We start from the raw sequence: 19,155 nt of genomic DNA, 5'->3' as shown, positions 1-19,155 counted from the left end.
TAGGGGCCGGATGATGGGAGCGCAGCGTTTTTTGGTTACTTTTTGTCGCGTTTGACAAAAAGTGACCCGCCGTAAGGGCGGAAAGGTGAATAAGCGCCACCTTCGAAAATGAATGTTGACCTTGTTGTTGATGCCCACGCTTGAAAGCGAAGAGCGAAGAGCGAAGAGCGAAGAGCGAAGAGCGAAGAGCGGAAAAGTACCGGTCTTGATCTCGCGCATAGTCCATTTACGATGGCGACGCTTACTCACCTTTTCGCCCTTACGGCGAGTCACTTTTTGCCAAACGCGGCAAAAAGTAACCAAAAAACGCTGCGCTCCCATCATCCGGCCCCTGCGCTGCGCTCCGGGGTTCCCTCGCGCCGGTCTTGCTCCCGGGAGTACGCGCTGCAGGCCCCATCCATGGGGCCTCAGCGCTTGACGGGCATCCATGCCCGTCACCTCCCTCCGCAAGACCTCTGCTCGGCCTCCTGAAGTCGCGAAGATCAAGATCAAGATCAAGATCAAGATCAAGATCAAGATCAAGATCAAGATCAAGATCAAGATCAAGATCAAGATCAAGATCAAGATCAAGAGCAGAGCAGAGCAGAGCAGAACAGTGCAGTTTCACCTCTTTATTTCGGTTGACTGTACTGGCCGGTGACTCCGCATAATGTCGCCTCGAACTGACCCGGAGGTGGCATGCACAAGACAGTCCTGGTGCTGGTGGAAACCGTCGATGATTACCTGCCCATGCTGGAGCAGGCCGGCTACCGTTTGATCCGTGCCCCTTCGCCGCAACTGCGGGCCGAGGCCATCCAGCGCCATGGCCATGAAATCGATGCCGTGCTCACCCGCGGCCCGCTGGGCCTGACTGCCAGCGAAATCGACACGCTGTCCAAACTGCAGATCATCTGCGTGATCGGTGCCGGCTACGAGCAGGTCGACCTGGCCGCGGCCGCTGCGCGCGGCATCACTGTCACCAACGGCGCCGGGGCCAATGCCGAAGCGGTCGCCGACCACACCCTTGCCCTGCTGCTGGCGTTGTTGCGCGACATTCCCCGCGCCGATGCCAGTATCCGCCAGGGCGAATGGAACCGGGTGATCAACCCCTCGGTGAGTGGCAAGCGCCTGGGCATTCTCGGCCTTGGTGCGGTGGGCCTGGCCATTGCCAGGCGCGCCCATCTGGGCTTCGCCATGCCCGTCAGTTACCACAGCCGCACGCCGCGCCAGGATGTGCCCTACACCTGGTACGACAGCCCGCAGCACCTGGCCGACGCCGTCGACATCCTGGTGGTGGCAACCCCCGGGGGAGCCAACACTCGTCACCTGGTCGATGCACAGGTGCTCGAGGCGCTGGGGGCCGAGGGCTACCTGGTGAATATCGCCCGAGCCAGCGTGGTCGACACCCAGGCCCTGGTGGCCGCGCTGCAGCATGGCCAGCTGGCTGGTGCGGCACTGGATGTGTTCGACGACGAGCCGGCTGTACCCGATGCCCTCAAGGCCCTTGGCAACACCGTGCTCACCCCCCACGTGGCTGGCCAGTCGCCGGAGGCGGCGCGCGACACGGTGACCCTGGTGCTGCGCAACCTGCAGGCGTTCTTTGCCGGCGAAGCCGTGTTGACTCCGGTACGCCAGTAACCCTTTTCATACATCTGCCTGGCAGCGATCGGGCAACAAGGAGTGTGTGCATGCAACTTGAAATCTTCCAGGTCGATGCGTTTTCCGCCGAGCCGTTCGGGGGCAACCCGGCGGCAGTGATCCCACTGAAAAGCTGGCTGCCGGACGACGTGCTGCAGCGCATTGCCGAAGAGAACAACCTCTCGGAAACCGCCTACTTCGTGCGCAACGGCGAAACCTTCGACCTGCGCTGGTTCACCCCGACCGTGGAAGTCGACCTGTGCGGCCATGCCACCCTGGCCTCGGCCTATGTGCTGTTCGAACAGCTGGGCGAGCAGGCGCAGGTGCTGCGTTTCAACACCCGCAGTGGCGAGCTGCGGGTAAGCCGCAACGCTGACGGGCTGCTGGCCATGGACTTCCCGGCCAAGCATCCGGTCGCCGTGGACATGCTGCCGGGCCTGTTGCAGGCGCTGGGCCTGGGCCAGGCACAGGCGCTGTACCGCAGTGACGACTATGTGGTGGTGATCGATGACGCCCTGTTGCTCGACACCCTGAAGCCGGATTTCGTTGCGCTGTCGGCCTTCGATGTGCGCGGTATCGCCGTTACCGCGGCAGGCCGTGGCTTTGATTTCGTCACCCGCTGGTTCGGCCCGCGGGTCGGCGTGAACGAAGACCCGGTGACTGGCTCGGCGCACACCTCGCTGGCGCCGATATGGGCCGAGCGTCTGGGTAGGAACGTGCTGAGCTGCGAGCAGGGTGGGGTGCGCAAAGGGCAGCTGCAGTGCGAAGTGCCGGGTAATGGCCGGGTGATCATCAGCGGGCGGGCGGCGTTGTACCTGCGCGGTACGGTGTACATCTGACCTTGGGCAACTGTCTTGTGCTGCCTGTGCCGGCCTCATCGCCGGCAAGCCGACTCCCACCCCGACCGCGCCGTTCTCAGGCCAGTGCAGTACCTGTGGGAGCTGGCTTGCCGGCGATGAGGCCGGTACAGGCATCTATACTTGCTGGCCCATCTTCCGCTCAAGGAGCCAGCCATGGCCCTGGAAAAACACGGCACCTGCCTGTGCGGCGCCACCCGGCTCAAGGTCACCGTCGACAATACCCATATCAGCGCCTGCCACTGCAGCATGTGCCGCAAATGGACCGGCGGCCCATTGCTGGTGGTGCATTGCAGCCAGCCACCGGTGATCGAAGGGCGCGCACCCAGCGTCTATGAGTCTTCCGATTGGGCCCAGCGCGGCTTCTGCGGCCAGTGCGGCACGCACCTGTACTACCGGCTCAAGGCCAATGACTTCCACGCCGTGCCGGTCGGCCTGCTCGACGGCGACCAGGAATGGCATTTCGACTTGCAGATCTTCGTCGAACAGAAACCCGCCTGGTATTGCTTCGCCAACCAGACCAAGGAACTGACCGGCCAGGAAGCCTTCGAGCAGCTCGGCTGATTCAGGCGGCGTGCTGTGATCGATGCGCCAGCACGAAACGCCACGCGAACTTGCCAAACCGGTGCATTCCTGAGAAAAGGGCGGCTTTGTTTCCAGCGTTGGAGTATGCCCCGTGAGCCAAGAACTGCAGATCATCGACCTTGTGGAGGGGGATGGCAAAGCCGCCGTCAAAGGCGCCCTGATCACCACCCAGTACACCGGCTGGCTGGCCGACGGCAGTGAGTTCGACTCGTCCTGGTCGCGCGGCAAGCCGTTCCAGTGCGTAATCGGCACTGGTCGGGTAATCAAGGGGTGGGATCAAGGCCTGATGGGCATGCGCGTTGGCGGCAAGCGCAAGTTGCTGGTACCGGCGCACCTGGGCTATGGCGAACGCAGCGTGGGGGCGATTCCGCCGAATTCGGATTTGACCTTCGAGATCGAATTGCTGGAAGTGCTGACACGGGATGATTGAGGAAAAGGACTACACGCGCTGTCGGCCAGTGTCTGATTGAGGTGCCGCCCGGGTATGGCTAACCTTGCAGACTCACTGAGTGAAGAGGGTAGCCTATCCATGAAATCGCATTTTTCCTCACGGGTGGTACGCAAAGCGAACGCGCTGTTGGTGGCATCAGGCGCGCGAATGGAAATCTCGTTACCACGCGAACTGGCGAGTGTGGTTACCAACTCCCGAAAAACCCGTTCGGAACTGAAGGCAGCATTCGCGGCTGCGTATTCCCGCCTGCGCAAAGGGTAAGAGCCATATGGCCGATGGCTGTTACAACCACATATACTCGGTGCTTGTGGAGAATGAGCAAGATACACTCGGTATCATTGCCTATTCGTTGTACAAGAGGCAGAAAATCGAGTTTATCCAGGCTTTCAAGATAAAGCATGACCGGGAGCCGAAGGATGAAGACTTGGCCCCTTTCCATGATGTCAGCAACAGCCCCTCGCAGATCGAGAGCTACCGCAATCAGGCCAGCCAGCTTGCTCAAGGCTTTCTTGATGCCTCGATCGCGGCGCAAGCAGTGGAGCTTGAACAGTACTATTCCGATAAAGCAAGCAGCGAAGTCAGGCAGGCCAAGCCAGGATTTTGGTCGGGTGTGGCACAAAGTCTCGTGGGCTCGATTCTCTTCGTGTTCTTGCTGGGCTTTCTGGTGTTCTTCACCTGGAGCCTGAATCAAGGCCCCAAGCAGGTTATCGAGCAGGTATTTGATGTAACCATTCTCGACTCTGTCTCTATGGAACAAGCAGCCGGGCCACCGTAGCGGTAATCAGCGAGAGCAACGAGTAACGAACGGACACATTTCAGCAACACCCATCCTTTAATCTAAGCCTTGCCTAGGGAACGGCATCCACCTCCAGGGAGGAACCAAACGGGTTCAGGGCACTCTCACCCTGACTCGTTGCCAAGGACGGCATTCACTACAAGGATGCCCCGCGGTGCTGTTGGCGGGGTGATGTGGCGGGTCTACCCGATTCTTTCTGCCACATGGGCCTGTCTTGATGAAGTTGCCAACATTCTTCCGCCGTCGTCGTCACTGGTTGCTGAGCCTGACGCTTGCAGCCATAGCCGTGCCGCTGGCGCTGGAAGCTGTCGAAAGCCGGGCGCAACCGGTGGATGGCACCCAGACCCTTGTGTTCCTGCGCCACGCCGAGAAGCCGGGCGAGGGGCTGGGCCAGTTGAACTGCCAGGGCCTCAACCGTGCGCTGGACCTGGCGACCGTGCTGCCCGAGCGCTTTGGCAAGGCTGACTACGTGTTCGCTGCCAACCCCTCGCGGCATGTCGAGGAAGGCAGCAAGGACCAAAGCTACAGCTACATTCGCCCGCTGATGACCATCACCCCCAGCGCCATTCGCCTGGGCCTGCCGGTAAACATCGACTATGGCGCCAACGACACCGACGCGCTGGCCGAAGAGCTGCTGCGCGACAAGTACCGTAACGCGACCGTGTACACCGCCTGGTCGCATGGCTACCTCCCTGACCTGATCAATGCCGTGGCTGGCAAGGCCCTCGGTGAGGAGCGGGTGATCACCGACGACTGGAGCGGCGACGACTTCGACACCCTCTACGTCCTGACCCTGACCTGGCACGACGGCAAGGCCAGCCTGCTCAGCCGCAACGTGCGTCAAGGCTTGAATGATGGTGCGCATAGTTGCCCGACCTGATCCGCTGGTACTGTTCTGCCGGGAAGCCTGTACAGAGTGACGATGAAGTTGTGTACACAGCGGTTGACCAGAATGATGCTTCGACAGGACCGGCCTCTTCGCGGGTAAACCCGCTCCCACAAGTACTGCGCAGGCCTTGAGAGCAATGCGGTCCCTGTGGGAGCGGGTTTACCCGCGAAGAGGCCAGGACAGGCGAAAGACTCCTAACGCCCGAACCGCATCGGCCAACCCACCACTTTCTTCACCCGTGGCGTGGCAAAGGTACGGACCTTGGAGGTACTCAAGCCCATGCGCACCAGCGATTCGGCCATGGTCACCGCCGCGCTCACGCCATCGACTACTGGCACGCCGGTGCGCTGGCGGATCTGCTCGTCCAGCCCGGCCATGCCGCCGCAACCCAGGCAGATCACCTCGGCCTTGTCGTCACGCACGGCGCGTTCTGCCTGCTCGACAATCGCCTCCACGGCGCGCTGTGGGTCGGCTTCAAGCTCCAGCACCGCCAGCCCGCTGGCCCGCACCGATGCGCAGCGGTCATACAGGCCGGAGAGCTTCAGGCGGTCTTCGATCAGCGGCACGGTGCGGTCCAGGGTGGTCACCACCGAGTAGGCATGGCCCAGGTACATCGCCGTGCTGGCGGCTGCATCGGTGATGTCCACCACCGGTACGTTCAGCAGTTCCTGCAAGCCTTCGCGGCCATGTTCGCCGTAACCCGCCTGGATCACGGCGTCGTAAGGGCCTTCGTAGGCCAGCACCCGGTCCATCACCGCGATGGCGGCCAGGTAACTTTCGAAGTTGCCTTCCACCGACTCGGCACCGAACCATGGGGTGAGGCCGATGATTTCGGTGCCGGGCGCTGCCACCGCACGGGCCTGTTCGGCAATGGCTTCGGTGATGGCTTCGGTGGTGTTGACGTTGGCGATCAGAATGCGCATGGGTAGTCCTCCCTGGTCAATGGCTGCTGTGGTCCACGGCGATGCATTCGCCGCTGACGTCCTGGTATTGGTGTTTGCGTGGGGCGATCAGCAGGTAAAGTGCGGCGGCGATGCCGGCACCGATCAGCCAGGAGAATGGCGCCACGCCATGGAAGTTGGGCACCAGGGCCAGGACGATGGCCAGCAGGGCGGCCGGCACGAAGGCGGCCACGGCGCGCAGGTTGATGCCCTTGGTGTAGTGGTAGGCGCCAGCCGGGTCTTCGCTGTACAGCTGCGGCACGTTGATGCAGCCTTTGCGCAGCAACCAGTAGTCGGACATGATCACCCCGTACAGCGGGCCGAGCAGGGCACCCAGGCCGGACAGGAAGTACACGATCACCAGCGGGCTGTTGTACAGGTTCCACGGCAGGATCAGCACCGCCAGAGTGGCGCTGATCAGCCCGGCGCGGCGGAAGTTCAGGTGACGCGGTGCCAGGTTGCTGAGGACGAAGGCCGGGGCGACGAAGTTGGCCATGATGTTCACCGCCACCGTCACGATCAGGAAGGCCAGGCAGCCCAGTACCAGGAACGCTGTACTAGGGATGGCCGCGACGATCTGGGTCGGGCTGTCGATGATCTGGCCGTTGATCTGGAACTGCGCGCCGCACAGCACCACGGTGATCACGGCGAACACCAGGATGTTCACCGGCAGGCCCCAGAAGTTGCCGACGCGGATGGTCTTGCGGCATGGCGAGGAGCGGGCGAAGTCACAGAAGTTCAGCACCAGGGTGCCGTAGATCGCCAGCCACAGTGCGCCGCCGGCAAATATGTTGCGCCACATCTCGTAGCCGGTCAGCGGTTCGGCAACTGACCAGGCGATGCGGGCGTCGGCCTTGAAGTACATGAACACCGCCAGAGCGGCGACGGTCAGCAGGATCACCGGGCCGGCAAAGGCCTCGTAGCGGCGCACCATCTCCATGCCATAGGCCAGGATCACCAGCTGTACCAGCCAGATCGACACGAAGCACACCCAGCCCAGGCTCGACAGGCCGAGGATGCTGTCGTGGTCGTAGGCTGCCATCTGCGGCCATACAGCGGTGAGCAGCACGCGCAGCACCACCGAAGCCAGGTAGGTCTGGATGCCGAACCAGGCGATGGCGATGACCGCACGAATCAGCGCCGGAATCTGCGCACCATGGATGCCGAAGGCGATGCGGCTGATGACCGGGAACGGTACGCCGGTCTTCTGCCCCATGTAGCCGGACAGGTTCATGAAGAAGTACACCAGCGCCGCGCCGATGGCCAGCGACAGCAGGATCTGCCAGCCACCCAGGCCGAGGGCGAACAAGCCCATGGCGAACGAGTAGTTGGCGATGTTGTGCACATCGTTGGTCCACAGCGCAAAGATGCTGTAGCCGCCCCAGCGGCGGCCTTCGATGCGCGTCGGGGCGAGGTCGCGGTTATGCAGGCGCGGGCTCAGGGCAAGTTCCGGCTGGCTGCCGGCGAGAGTGGACGCGGGGTGGGTGCTGGCGACGGATAGTTCAGGGGCAAGGTCGAAGCTGGTACTCATTCCGGCGGGCTCCTGATGCACGTGGACTGCGATGAGCGGGCATGCGCACGGGCTCGCCATCTCGTCGGTGCAGCGTTGGCATCTCAGGGTTTGGGGCGCGGCGGCCGATGTTGGGTCGGCGTCGCGGGTTCTTGTGTATTTATGTTTTGTTTGGTTTGTATACAAAACACGAACACACAAAAGCGAGTTCCGTGCCAAGGAAAAAGCGAACTTCAGTTGGCCATCATTTCGAATCTATCTTGTTGAAATATAAGTTGATGAAATGAAGGGGATATAAGTTGACCAAATGAACAGGTTTAAATTTTTCGAAGATGATTTAGTTGATCATTTGGTCAGAATAAGTTGTGGGAAGTGTGTAACGTATTGGGGCGTGATCTTGGAAAGTGCACACAAAAACGGCACTTATGGTTACATTATTGTGTACAAAAAATAGTCAGCTTTTTCCTGTGCTGGCCTCTTCGCGGGTAAACCCGCTCCCACAAGTACCCCGTAGCATTCAGGTCGGTCGAAATCCTGTGGGAGCGGGTTTACCCGCGAAGAGGCCCGCACAGGCAGATTCAATCCATCGGCGGCAACCGCCGCTTGACCGGTGTCTTCTTGATGATCGCCGTATTGGTCTCGGCCACCGTATAGAGGCGGTCGAGCAGGGTGTCCAGTTGCTCCATCGAGCGAACATGCAGGCGGGCAATGAAGCAGTCTTCGCCAATTACCTTGTCGCACTCGGTGAATTCGGGAATGGCGATGATCTGCCGCTCCACCTCCTGCAGCTTCCCGGGTAGCGGACGGATGCGCACGATGGCCTGCAGCTGGTAGCCAAAGGCGCGTGGGTCGACCTCTACGGTGTAACCGCGCAACACGCCGCGTTCTTCCAGGCGGCGCAGGCGTTCGCTGACGCTGGGTGAAGACAGCCCGCTGATCTGCGCCAGGGCTTTGAGTGAGCGGCGCGAGTCTTCCATCAGCGCGTTGATCAGCAGTTGGTCGATGGCATCGGTCATGGTCACCTCAATCAGGTTATTCGCGTGATTTGCCTTGATAGTAAAGGCAAACTGGCCAATTTTCCTTCGTTATGCGCTGGAGGGCTCACCGACAACCTTTGCATACTGTCGCCATCGTCAACAGGAGGTTTGAGATGGACAGTTCATTGCGTCGTGGCTCGCTGGAAATGGTTGCCGCCATGCTGATTTCCGGGACCATCGGCTGGTTCGTGCTGGTGTCAGGCCAGCCGGTGCTCGAGGTGGTGTTCTGGCGCTGCGTGTTCGGTGCCGTGACCTTGCTGGCGATTTGCGCGGGGTTCGGCTTTCTGCGGCCGGGCGTGATCAGCCGCACGGCGTTCCTGCTGGCGATTGCCAGCGGTGTGGCCATTGTCGGCAACTGGGTGTTGCTGTTCGCCTCCTACTCGCGGGCGTCGATTGCCATCGGCACGGCGGTGTACAACGTGCAGCCGTTCATGCTGGTGGGGCTGGCGGCGGTGTTCCTGGGCGAGAAGATCACCCTGGCCAAAGTTACCTGGCTTAGCGTGGCGTTCCTCGGCATGCTGGCCATCGTCAGTGCCCATGGCGCGGGGCAGGGTGGCGGTGAGGACTATTTGCTGGGCATTGCGCTGGCGCTGGGGGCGGCCTTCCTGTATGCCATCGCGGCGTTGATCATCAAGCGCCTGAGTGGCACGCCACCGCACCTGATCGCGCTGATCCAGGTGGCCACGGGTGTGCTGTTGCTGGCGCCGTGGGTCAAGCTTGGCGGGTTGCCGGGTGAAGTGCCGGCGCTGGCCAGCCTGGTGACCTTGGGCATGGTGCACACCGGCTTGATGTATGTGTTGCTGTACAGCGCCATCCAGCGCTTGCCCACGGCGTTGACCGGCGCGCTGTCGTTCATCTACCCGATTGCGGCGATTCTTGTGGACTGGGTGGCGTTCGGGCACCGGCTGGCACCGTTGCAGTGGCTGGGGGTGGCGTTGATCCTGCTGGCGGCGGCGGGGATGCAGCAGGGGTGGTGGTTCCGGCCAGCGCGGGTTGTGGCCGAGTAAAGAGATGGTCTTGCGGGCCCTTTCGCGGGTAAACCCGCTCCCACAGGATCATTACAGGCCCGAACCGTGCGCAGCATCTGTGGGAGCGGGTTTACCCGCGAAAGGGCCCGCAAGGTAGAATGCCGCTTTTGCCAGCTTGCGACCCATGATGACTTCGCCGATCCAGACCCTGGAGCAACACCTGCTCGCCGCCCTCGACCCTGCCCCGCAGGAAACCCGCCGCCTGTTCCACGGCCGCGGCCGCTGCTGGGCGGGCCTGGAGCAGGTCACAGTCGACTGGCTGCAAGGCGTGCTGTCGGTCGCTCTGTTCCGCGAGCCGGCGGAAGGCCAGCTGGCCGAACTGGAGGCCATGCTGCGCACAATCGCCGAGCGCCCGCAGTGGACTGGTCAAGCCATCCTTCTCCAGCATCGCTACCTGCCCGACAGCCCCGGCCAGTGGCTGCTGGGCGAACCGTGCCAGCAGCGCGAGGTGGTCGAGGATGGGCTGACCTACCTGCTGGACCTGGGCGTGCGGCAGAACAATGGCCTGTTCCTCGACATGCGCTATGGTCGGCGCTGGGTTCGCGAGCAGGCGGCGGGCAAGCGCGTGCTGAACCTGTTCGCCTACACCTGCGGTTTCTCGGTGGCGGCGATTGCCGGTGGCGCCGAGCAGGTGGTTAACCTGGACATGGCCAAGTCGGCGTTGTCCCGGGGCCGCGACAACCACCGCCTCAATGGCCACGATGCGTCGCGGGTGGCCTACCTGGGGCACGAGCTGTTCAAGTCATGGGGCAAGGTGCGCAAGTACGGGCCTTACGACCTGATCATCATCGACCCGCCGACCTTCCAGCGCGGCAGCTTTGTGCTGACCCAGGATTACGCGAAGATCCTGCGGCGCCTGCCGGAGTTGTTGAGCGAGGGCGGAACGGTGCTGGCATGCGTGAACGATCCGGGCATCGGGCCAGAGTTTCTGATCGAGGGGATGGTGGAGCAGGCGCCGTCGCTGAAATTCGTCGAGCGGCTGGAGAACCCACCGGAGTTTCCTGACGTGGACCCGGCGGGGGGCTTGAAGGCTCTGGTGTTCCGTCAGGCCTGATGTTGCCCTTGCTGGCCTCTTCGCGGGTAAACCCGCTCCCACAAGTACAGTGCAAAACCTGAGGGCTGTGGGGTTCCTGTGGGAGCGGCTTTAGCCGCGAAGAGGCAGGTAAGGCTTACATCAATTACTGATTGTTGGTGTAGATCTGGTCAAACACCCCACCATCATTGAAGTGGGTCTTCTGCACGGTGCGCCAGTCACCAAAGGTCTTCTCCACCGACAGGAAGTCCACTTTCGGGAAGCGGTCGGTGTACTTGGCCAGTACCGTCGCATCACGCGGGCGCAGGTAGTTCTGTGCGGCGATTTCCTGGGCGGCTGGCGACCAAAGGTACTTCAGGTATTCCTCGGCCGCGGCCTGGGTGCCTTTCTTCGCCACTACCTTGTCGACCACGGTGACCGGTGGCTCGGCTTCGGCCGACACGCTCGGGTAGACCACTTCGAACTGGTCGCGGCCGAACTCGCGGGCGATCATTTCGGCTTCGTTCTCGAAGGTCACCAGCACGTCACCGATCTGGTTGGTCATGAAGGTGGTGGTGGCGGCGCGGCCACCGGTGTCCAGCACCGGCGCCTGCTTGAACAGCTTGCCGACAAAGTCCTTGGCCTTGTTTTCATCACCGCCTTGCTTGAGCACATAACCCCAGGCCGACAGGTAGGTGTAGCGGCCGTTACCCGAGGTCTTTGGGTTGGGCACGATTACCTGTACGCCATCCTTGAGCAGGTCGGGCCAGTCTTTCAGCGCCTTGGGGTTACCCTTGCGCACGATGAACACAGTGGCCGAGGTGAATGGCGCGCTGTTGTTCGGCAGGCGGCTGACCCAGTTGTCCGGCACCAGTTTGCCGTTGTCGGCCAGGGCGTTGATGTCGGTGGCCATGTTCATGGTGATGACATCGGCCGGCAGGCCATCGATCACCGCTCGCGCCTGCTTGCTCGAGCCGCCGAACGACATCTGCACGTTGACCTTCTCGTTGTGCTCGGCTTCCCAGTGCTTCTGGAAGGCCGGGTTGTAGTCCTTGTAGAAGTCGCGCATCACGTCGTAGGAAACGTTGAGCAGGGTGGGGGCAGCCTGGGCGAAATTGCCCAGGGCAAGGCCTGCGGCGAGCAGCGAGGCGGTGAAGAGTTTTTTCACGTTGCTTCCTTGTTATCGAGAAGGTGTTGGCAGTTTGCCTGCGACTATAGCGGGTGGAGTAGTGGTAGTTAAAGAACAAAAAATACTTTGTTTATGCCAACAGCAGCGCTGCTGTTGAGGTCAGTCACGTTGATCGCATGGAACTTAAACCATACGCGATCTTGGTAAGGATGGCGTGCTGGCGACAGGCGCTGGGCTGAGGGCTTTGGCATAAGACCTGATAAATTTACCAGTAGCCAGGTCAAATAAAAAGTGCCCAGAATAGGCCTGAAACTGCGATTGGAGTTAATGGGGCGGTTTGATGTCATTGCGACAATCAAGGCAGAATTATTGTGTAGAATTAAAGGCTTTAAGGGGGATTTGTGAGAAGGGTTCGATTTTTTTATTGTAAAAATAGGTTGGTAGTCGAAGAGGGTGAGAAAAACCTGAATTTTTTCTCTGTATCAAGATGGCCGCTTGCGTCGTTGGGGGCCAGCACCAAGCTGCTAATGAGTAGTGATACAGGGACAGTGTATGGGGAGGTTGCCAATGAAATTAATGAACTCTCATATACGCCCTACGGATTTGGCGCGTACAATGATATGGAGGGTAGGAAAGCTTTCAATGGTGAAAAACTGGATTTTGTAACAAGTGGTTATCTTCTAGGAAACGGGCATCGTCAGTTTGCGCCAAGACTTATGCGCTTCCTTTCCCCTGATAATTTAAGTCCTTTCAATAAAGGCGGTATCAATAGTTATGTCTACTGTGCCTCTGATCCGGTCAATGGTTTGGATCCTTCAGGTCGCGTAAATATTACAAAGCTTTTCATGCCGAGGCTTCGAACTGGTACAACCGGCTTCATGAAAGAAAAAAGTTTGCCGACGGGGCTTTTGAAAAAGCTGCTAAAAAAGAAATCTGCTGATGAACGTAGAAGTATTTATGTATATGAGGCTCAGGATGATGGTTACAAACACTACGGGTTGGCTCGGGGAGAGGCTCCGGAACTGTTGCCGAGGACAGCCACTCATGAGAACTTTGCCGGGCGCGAGATTTATGTTAAGGGTGGGTTGATAATTGATCTGAAAGGCGATTCAATGAAGGATTACAATTTTTCTGCCACTGATCGTGTTGCTGGGAATTATGGTTTCGTCAGAGTGCGCTCAAAGCCGATTGCAATAACTACTTTCGAACCCAATGAGGCTGGGGCTGCTGCGCTGGAAAAAGAGATGCAAAGTTGGTTTACAGCTGAAGAGTGGAATGGGAGCGGCGCTCCGGGTTTCAATAGCAATCAGGACGGACTGAATGCAGAAATTAGACAAATTCGTCGATAGTCAAAGCGTGCGATGGTCGGCTGCGGCTCACAGCCACAGCCGCCAACATCACAGCTTTGGAAACAGTCCGCTTCCGCACCGGGAACAGAACGCCGCGCCGTGCTCGTGAGTCTTCTTGCTGCAGTTCGGGCAGGAGTGCTGCAGCTGCTCCCCGCGCATGGCATTGGCCAGCTCGGCGGTAAAGATCCCGGTCGGCACGGCAATGATCGAATAACCGGTAATCATCACCAGCGACGACAGCACTTGCCCCAGCGGGGTCTTCGGCACGATGTCGCCAAAGCCTACCGTGGTCAGGGTAACGATGGCCCAGTAGATGCCCTTGGGAATGCTGGTAAAGCCATGCTCAGGCCCTTCGATCACATACATCAAGGTGCCGAACACCGTCACCAGGGTCGATACCGTCACCAGGAACACGATGATCTTCTGCTTGCTGCCGCGCAGCGCCTCCATCAGGTAATGGGCCTGCTTGAGGTACGGGCTGAGCTTGAGCACGCGGAAGATCCGCAGCATCCGTATCACGCGGAAGATCCGCAGCATCCGTATCACGCGGATTATCAGCAGGTACTGGGCGTCGCTGTAGTACAGCGCGATGATCCCCGGCACGATCGCCAGCAGATCGACCAGGCCATAAAAGCTGAAGGCATAGCGCAAAGGCTTGGGCGAGCAGTACAGGCGGGTGAGGTACTCGGCCAGGAAGATCGCGGTAAAGCCCCACTCGATGCCGGCCAGCAGGCCGGCGTAGCCCTGGTGCACCTCGTCGATGCTGTCGAGGATCACCGTCACCAGGCTGGCCAGGATGATCAGCAGGAGGATCTTGTCGAAGCGTCTTCCAGCCACGGTATCGGTCTGGAAGACGATGATGTAGAGCTGCTCGCGCAGGCTCGCAGGGTTGTTCATTGGCTCGTTCCACAAAAGCGATGGGCTGAGCCTAGGGGTTGCATTTCAGCTGTGCAAGCGGCTGACGTCACGCTGCCTGGGCTGGGCCAGATGATTACCCAGGTGCATCAGCCAGCAGGCGGCGACGAAGGGCGCGGTCAGGCCGGGCACCGGTAGCAGCTTGAACAGCGGTTGCAGTAGCAGGGCCAGGGCGATGGCCAGCACTGTCAGCCACGGCTTTTCACCTTGTCTACTGAACGCGAGTGCCGCCAGCGCAGCGTTGAAACCGTAAAGGCCCATCCACGCTGCCTGTGCCTGGTCCGCGAGCAGCGCTACACCGCCCCCAATGGCCGAGCCGATCACCGCCCAAATTGCGGCATAAGGGTTTGCGATGAACATGCCGATGACGATCAGCAGGCCGGCCAGGGGCTGGTCGAGCAGGAAGATCTGGCCCACGCCGCGCGCCAACGCGTACAGCGGCTGGGCTTCGACGAAGCCGCTGGGCGAGGGGCTGGCGATCAGCAATACGGCCCAGCCAAGCAGGACGAAGGGTGCGGTGTAGGCGATCAGCAGCTTGCCGCCGCGCTTGCGCCACTGGTGGGTGATGATGCTGGACAGGCCGCCAGCGGCGATGATCAGTGGCGGCAGGATGACCGACCAGGGCAGCACGGCGCTGATCAGGATGCCGATCAGCACGCCGTTGTAGCTGTACAGGCCGGCTTGGCGGTCGGCACGGTCGTAGCCGCGAGCCTGGGCGGTGAGCAGGCCGGCCAGGGCGCCGAGCAGGGCGCCACCGACCAGGCCGGGGGCGGTCAGCAGGATGGCCAGCAGGCAGCACAGGCCGCACAGGGGGTTGCGCAGCAGCAGCACCTGGCTGAAGCCGTTGAGTAACGCCGTGGCCCAGTCGGGGCACGGGTTGACGAAATTTTTGGTGTACATCGGGGCAGTCAGTGAGGTTGATGGGGCGCGGTGGGCCTCTTTGGGCCTCGGGTTTTCCGCAGTTGTGATGTTTCTGTGTACGAGGAGGGCTTTGCCCTCCATTCGCAGCACAAGGCTGCTCCTACAAAGGGACCGCGCAGCGGGAGGTTTTCGCGGTCCCTTTGTAGGAGCAGCCTTGTGCTGCGAATGGGGCGCAAGGCGCCCCCGAAATCTCAGATCAAGGTCTCGATCCGCAGCGTGTTAGTCGACCCCGGTTTGCCGAAAGGCACACCGGCAGTGATCAGTAGCGTGTCGCCACGGCTGGCCATGCCTTGTGCCTGGGCAATCTCCAGTGCGGTGGATACAACCTCGTCCACCTGGCGCAGGCGGTCGTTGACCACCGAGTGCACGCCCCACGCCACGCTCAGGCGACGCGCGGTGGCCAGGTTCGGGGTGAGGTTGAGGATCGGTGCCCGTGGCCGCTCGCGTGCCGCGCGCAGGGTCGAGGCGCCCGACTCGCTGTAGTTGACCAGCACCGCCACCGGCAGAATGCCGCTGATACGGCGGATGGCGCAGCTGATGGCGTCCGATACGGTGGCCTCGGCCTTCGGCCGACCAACGTCGAGCTGGGCCTGGTAGTCCGGGCCGTTCTCCACCTGGCGGATGATCTTGCTCATCATCTGCACGGCTTCCAGCGGGTACTCACCCGAGGCAGTCTCGGCCGACAGCATCACCGCATCGGCACCTTCGGCCACGGCGTTGGCCACGTCGGTGACTTCGGCGCGGGTCGGCGCTGGCGAGAAGCGCATGGATTCGAGCATCTGCGTGGCCACCACCACCGGTTTGCCCAGTTGGCGGCAGGTGCCGATGATGCGCTTCTGGATTTGCGGTACGCTTTCGGCCGGCACTTCCACGCCCAGGTCGCCACGGGCCACCATGATTGCATCCGCAAGTTCCGCGATGGCTTGCAACTGTTCGACCGCCGATGGCTTTTCGATCTTCGCCATCAGGTAGGCACGGTCACCGATCAGCTGGCGTGCTTCGGTGATGTCTTCGGGGCGCTGCACGAACGACAGGGCCACCCAGTCCACGCCCAGCTCCAGGCCGAAGGCCAGGTCGCGGCGGTCTTTCTCGGTGAGCGGGGAGAGGTCGAGCACCGCTTGCGGCACGTTGACACCCTTGCGATCGGACAGCTCGCCACCGGCCAGCACTTCGGTGTCGATGGCGTCGCTGTGCTTGGCGGTGACGCGCAGGCGCAACTTGCCGTCGTCCAGCAGCAGGTCCATGCCCGGCTCGAGGGCGGCGATGATCTCAGGGTGCGGCAGGTTGACCCGGCGGCTGTCGCCCGGGGTGTTGTCCAGGTCCAGGCGCAGGGCCTGGCCGCGTTGCAGCTGCACCTTGCCGTCGGCAAAGCGGCCGACGCGCAGCTTCGGCCCCTGCAGGTCCATGAGGATACCCAGCGGGTAGTTCAGTTGCTGCTCGACTTCGCGGATCCACTGGTAGCGCAGGGCGTGGTCGGCGTGCTCGCCGTGGCTGAAGTTGAGGCGGAAGATGTTCACCCCGGCTTCTACCAGTTGGCGGATGTCGTCGATGCCTTTGATCGCAGGGCCGAGGGTGGCGAGGATCTTTACTTTTTTATCAGGCGTCATGATTGGGCAGTCTCGAGGATCAGGATGGCGCGGAAATCGTTGACGTTGGTGCGGGTCGGCTCGGTGACGATCAGCGCATCCAGGGCGGCGAAATAGCCGTAGCCGTTGTTGTTGTCCAGCTCGTCGCTGGCCGACAGGCCCAGGGCTTCGGCACGGGCGTAGCTGGCCGGGGTCATGAAGGCGCCGGCGTTTTCTTCCGAGCCATCGATACCGTCGGTGTCACCGGCCAGGGCGTACACGCCCGGCAGGCCTTTCAGGCTTTCGGTGAGGCTGAGCAGGAATTCGGCGTTGCGCCCGCCACGGCCATTGCCGCGCACGGTCACGGTGGTTTCGCCGCCGGACAGGATCACGCAGGGTGCCTTCAGTGGCTGGCCGTGCTGGACGATCTGCCGGGCGATACCGGCGTGCACCTTGGCCACTTCGCGTGATTCGCCTTCCAGGTCGCCGAGGATCAGCGGGCTGAACCCGGCCTGGCGGGCTTTGACCGCGGCGGCTTCGAGCGACTGCTGGGGCTTGGCGATCAGCTGGAAGTGGCTGCGGGCCAGGGCCGGGTCGTCGGCCTTGACGGTTTCCGAGGCTGGGTTGTTGAGCCAGTCGATAACCGCCTTGGGTGCTTCGATGTTATAGCGTTTGAGGATGGCGAGGGCGTCGGCCGAGGTGCTCGGGTCGGCCACGGTAGGGCCGGAGGCGATCACCGTGGCGAGGTCGCCCGGGACATCGGAAATGGCATAGGTATACACCGTGGCCGGCCAGCAGGCCTTGGCCAGGCGGCCGCCCTTGATCGCCGAGAGGTGCTTGCGCACGCAGTTCATCTCGCCGATGGTGGCGCCGGATTTCAGCAGCGCCTTGTTGATCTGCTGCTTGTCGGCCAGGGTCAGGCCTTCGGCGGGCAGGGCCAGCAGCGCTGAGCCACCGCCGGACAGCAGGAAGATGACGCGGTCGTCTTCACTGAGGTTGCTGACCAGTTCCAGCACGCGTTTTGCCACGGCCAGGCCGGCGGCATCGGGGACCGGGTGGGCGGCTTCGACCACCTCGATCTTTTGGCAGTTGGCACCGTGACCGTACCGAGTGACAACAAGCCCGGAGACTTCGCCCTGCCAGCACTTCTCGACCACTTCGGCCATGGCGGCTGCGGCCTTGCCGGCACCGATGACGATGACCCGGCCGCTGCGGTCGGCGGGCAGGTAGGGTTCGAGGACTTGACGGGGGTGGGCGGCGGCGATGGCTGTGTCGAACAGCTCGCGGAGAAGGTTTTGCGGATCGACCGACATGGCAGGCTCCCAATTATTGTTGTTCTGCAGAATCAAAAACGCCCCTGGAACTGCCTCCGTGCAGGCCGAACCAGGGGCGGGTGTTGCTCGGTGCCACCGTTGAACCTGTGGTCGCAGGTTCAAAGGTGTTGGCTTCTTCGCGGGCTTGCCCGCGAACAGGCCGGTGAAGGCTAAAAATTACTTACTTGTCGTCGCGGATCGAGAAGTTGGCCATGTGCTCCAGGCCTTTGATCAGCGCCGAGTGGTCCCAGTTGCCGCCGCCCAGGGCCTGGCAGGTGTTGAACACTTGCTGTGCATTGGAGGTGTTGGGCAGGTTGATGCCCAGTTCCTTGGCGCCTTGCAGGGCCAGGTTCAGGTCCTTCTGGTGCAGGTTGATGCGGAAGCCTGGGTCGAAGGTGCCCTTGATCATGCGCTCGGCGTGCACTTCGAGGATCTTCGACGAGGCGAAGCCGCCCATCAGGGCTTCACGTACCTTGGCCGGGTCGGCACCATTCTTGGCGGCGAACAGCAGGGCTTCGGCAACGGCCTGGATGTTCAGGGCAACGATGATCTGGTTGGCCACCTTGGCGGTCTGGCCGTCGCCATTGCCACCGACGCGGGTGATGTTCTTGCCCATGGCTTCGAACAGCGGCAGGGTGCGCTCGAAGGCTTTCGGGCAGCCACCGACCATGATGCTCAGGGTCGCGGCTTTGGCACCGACTTCGCCGCCGGACACCGGGGCGTCCAGGTAGGCAGCGCCGGTAGCCTTGATCTTCTCGGCGAAGGCTTTGGTGGCGGTAGGGGAGATCGAGCTCATGTCGATCACGACCTTGTTCGGGCCCACGCCTTCGGCCACGCCGTTGTCACCGAACAGGACGCTCTCGACCTGCGGGGTGTCGGGGACCATGACGATGATGAACTCGGCTTCCTGGGCAACTTCCTTCGGGTTGGCCAGGGCCACGGCACCGGCGGCGATCAGGTCGGCCGGGGCAGCGTCGTGGTGGGTGGAAATGAAGATGCTGTGACCTGCTTTCTGCAGGTTCTGAGCCATGGGCTTGCCCATGATGCCGGTGCCGATGAAACCAATTTTAGCCATGAGAGATTACCTCGTTGTATTTGTTGAATCTCGATGGAGCAGGCTGCACAGGCCCCCCTTGTTGGACACAAAACTCTGTGGGAGCGGGTTTACCCGCGAAAGCGGCAGTGAAGCCAACATCGCATTCGCGGGTGAACCCGCTCCCACAGGGTCAGGCATGTGTCA

The 19,155-nt window shown here is 61.5% G+C and carries 19 protein-coding genes; 10 read left to right on the top strand and 9 right to left on the bottom strand.

Translation table 11 applies throughout. From position 1 onward, the window contains the following. The first annotated feature begins 427 nt into the window (after window positions 1-427). The 7 genes from M1D87_RS18660 to M1D87_RS18630 all read left to right on the top strand — a co-directional run bounded on the left by M1D87_RS18660 (window position 428) and on the right by M1D87_RS18630 (window position 5,186). A complete protein-coding gene (locus tag M1D87_RS18660; RefSeq protein ID WP_421091853.1) occupies window positions 428-640 on the top strand; it encodes a hypothetical protein in 213 nt (70 codons plus the stop codon). Between the two features lie 38 nt (window positions 641-678). Further along, on the top strand, window positions 679-1,617 hold the full coding sequence (locus M1D87_RS18655; protein WP_123085405.1) for a 2-hydroxyacid dehydrogenase: 939 nt from the start codon (window positions 679-681) through the stop codon (window positions 1,615-1,617). Window positions 1,618-1,667: 50 nt separating this feature from the next. Continuing rightward, the gene (locus M1D87_RS18650; RefSeq protein WP_123085406.1) at window positions 1,668-2,456 is read left to right on the top strand and encodes a PhzF family phenazine biosynthesis protein; all 789 of its coding nucleotides are present in this window, start codon (window positions 1,668-1,670) and stop codon (window positions 2,454-2,456) included. Window positions 2,457-2,630: 174 nt separating this feature from the next. Continuing rightward, on the top strand, window positions 2,631-3,038 hold the full coding sequence (locus M1D87_RS18645) for a GFA family protein (protein WP_039614455.1): 408 nt from the start codon (window positions 2,631-2,633) through the stop codon (window positions 3,036-3,038). Window positions 3,039-3,150: 112 nt separating this feature from the next. After that, complete coding sequence (locus tag M1D87_RS18640) at window positions 3,151-3,489, top strand: FKBP-type peptidyl-prolyl cis-trans isomerase (protein WP_003254365.1); 339 nt, start codon at window positions 3,151-3,153, stop codon at window positions 3,487-3,489. Window positions 3,490-3,778: 289 nt separating this feature from the next. Then, window positions 3,779-4,285 (top strand): hypothetical protein, encoded by a 507-nt coding sequence (locus tag M1D87_RS18635; RefSeq protein ID WP_061305962.1) that lies wholly within the window; start codon window positions 3,779-3,781, stop codon window positions 4,283-4,285. Window positions 4,286-4,523: 238 nt separating this feature from the next. Next, complete coding sequence (locus tag M1D87_RS18630) at window positions 4,524-5,186, top strand: histidine phosphatase family protein (protein ID WP_123085407.1); 663 nt, start codon at window positions 4,524-4,526, stop codon at window positions 5,184-5,186. Window positions 5,187-5,389: 203 nt separating this feature from the next. On the opposite strand, the gene M1D87_RS18625 is transcribed toward M1D87_RS18630, so the two are convergent. From M1D87_RS18625 to M1D87_RS18615, 3 genes are all read right to left on the bottom strand, one after another. After that, window positions 5,390-6,118, bottom strand: a complete 729-nt coding sequence (locus tag M1D87_RS18625; RefSeq protein WP_123085408.1) for an aspartate/glutamate racemase family protein — start codon at window positions 6,116-6,118, stop codon at window positions 5,390-5,392. A gap of 16 nt (window positions 6,119-6,134) precedes the next feature. Next, window positions 6,135-7,667, bottom strand: a complete 1,533-nt coding sequence (locus M1D87_RS18620; protein ID WP_039614451.1) for an NCS1 family nucleobase:cation symporter-1 — start codon at window positions 7,665-7,667, stop codon at window positions 6,135-6,137. Between the two features lie 557 nt (window positions 7,668-8,224). Beyond that, window positions 8,225-8,662, bottom strand: coding sequence for an Lrp/AsnC family transcriptional regulator (locus M1D87_RS18615; protein ID WP_003260363.1), 438 nt, complete (start codon window positions 8,660-8,662; stop codon window positions 8,225-8,227). A gap of 134 nt (window positions 8,663-8,796) precedes the next feature. Between M1D87_RS18615 and M1D87_RS18610 the strand changes: the two genes are divergently transcribed. Beyond that, the gene (locus tag M1D87_RS18610; protein ID WP_039614450.1) at window positions 8,797-9,690 is read left to right on the top strand and encodes a DMT family transporter; all 894 of its coding nucleotides are present in this window, start codon (window positions 8,797-8,799) and stop codon (window positions 9,688-9,690) included. A gap of 148 nt (window positions 9,691-9,838) precedes the next feature. Further along, a complete protein-coding gene (locus M1D87_RS18605) occupies window positions 9,839-10,765 on the top strand; it encodes a class I SAM-dependent methyltransferase (RefSeq protein WP_123085418.1) in 927 nt (308 codons plus the stop codon). A 124-nt stretch (window positions 10,766-10,889) separates the two neighbouring features. Here the strand turns inward: M1D87_RS18605 and M1D87_RS18600 are convergent, their stop codons facing one another. After that, window positions 10,890-11,891, bottom strand: a complete 1,002-nt coding sequence (locus M1D87_RS18600; RefSeq protein ID WP_023661740.1) for a sulfate ABC transporter substrate-binding protein — start codon at window positions 11,889-11,891, stop codon at window positions 10,890-10,892. A 362-nt stretch (window positions 11,892-12,253) separates the two neighbouring features. Between M1D87_RS18600 and M1D87_RS18595 the strand changes: the two genes are divergently transcribed. Beyond that, entirely contained in the window at window positions 12,254-13,201 is a 948-nt protein-coding gene (locus M1D87_RS18595; protein WP_461241460.1) for an RHS repeat-associated core domain-containing protein, read from the top strand. Window positions 13,202-13,249: 48 nt separating this feature from the next. Here the strand turns inward: M1D87_RS18595 and M1D87_RS18590 are convergent, their stop codons facing one another. From M1D87_RS18590 to M1D87_RS18570, 5 genes are all read right to left on the bottom strand, one after another. Further along, complete coding sequence (locus tag M1D87_RS18590) at window positions 13,250-14,098, bottom strand: ion transporter (protein WP_421091855.1); 849 nt, start codon at window positions 14,096-14,098, stop codon at window positions 13,250-13,252. Window positions 14,099-14,143: 45 nt separating this feature from the next. Then, a complete protein-coding gene (locus M1D87_RS18585) occupies window positions 14,144-15,016 on the bottom strand; it encodes an urea transporter (RefSeq protein WP_123085409.1) in 873 nt (290 codons plus the stop codon). A gap of 212 nt (window positions 15,017-15,228) precedes the next feature. Continuing rightward, complete coding sequence (gene pyk, locus M1D87_RS18580; RefSeq protein WP_013973542.1) at window positions 15,229-16,644, bottom strand: pyruvate kinase; 1,416 nt, start codon at window positions 16,642-16,644, stop codon at window positions 15,229-15,231. Beyond that, complete coding sequence (locus M1D87_RS18575; protein WP_039614445.1) at window positions 16,641-17,915, bottom strand: glycerate kinase type-2 family protein; 1,275 nt, start codon at window positions 17,913-17,915, stop codon at window positions 16,641-16,643. The genes pyk and M1D87_RS18575 overlap by 4 nt, the downstream gene beginning before the upstream one ends. Before the next feature lie 181 nt (window positions 17,916-18,096). Next, window positions 18,097-18,990 carry a 2-hydroxy-3-oxopropionate reductase gene (locus M1D87_RS18570; RefSeq protein WP_003259509.1) on the bottom strand — a complete coding sequence of 298 codons (894 nt, stop codon included), beginning with the start codon at window positions 18,988-18,990 and terminating at the stop codon, window positions 18,097-18,099. Window positions 18,991-19,155: the final 165 nt, after the last annotated feature.

This window comes from Pseudomonas sp. SA233 (assembly GCF_054792385.1).
This window is presented reverse-complemented; position numbering and strand designations above follow the sequence as displayed.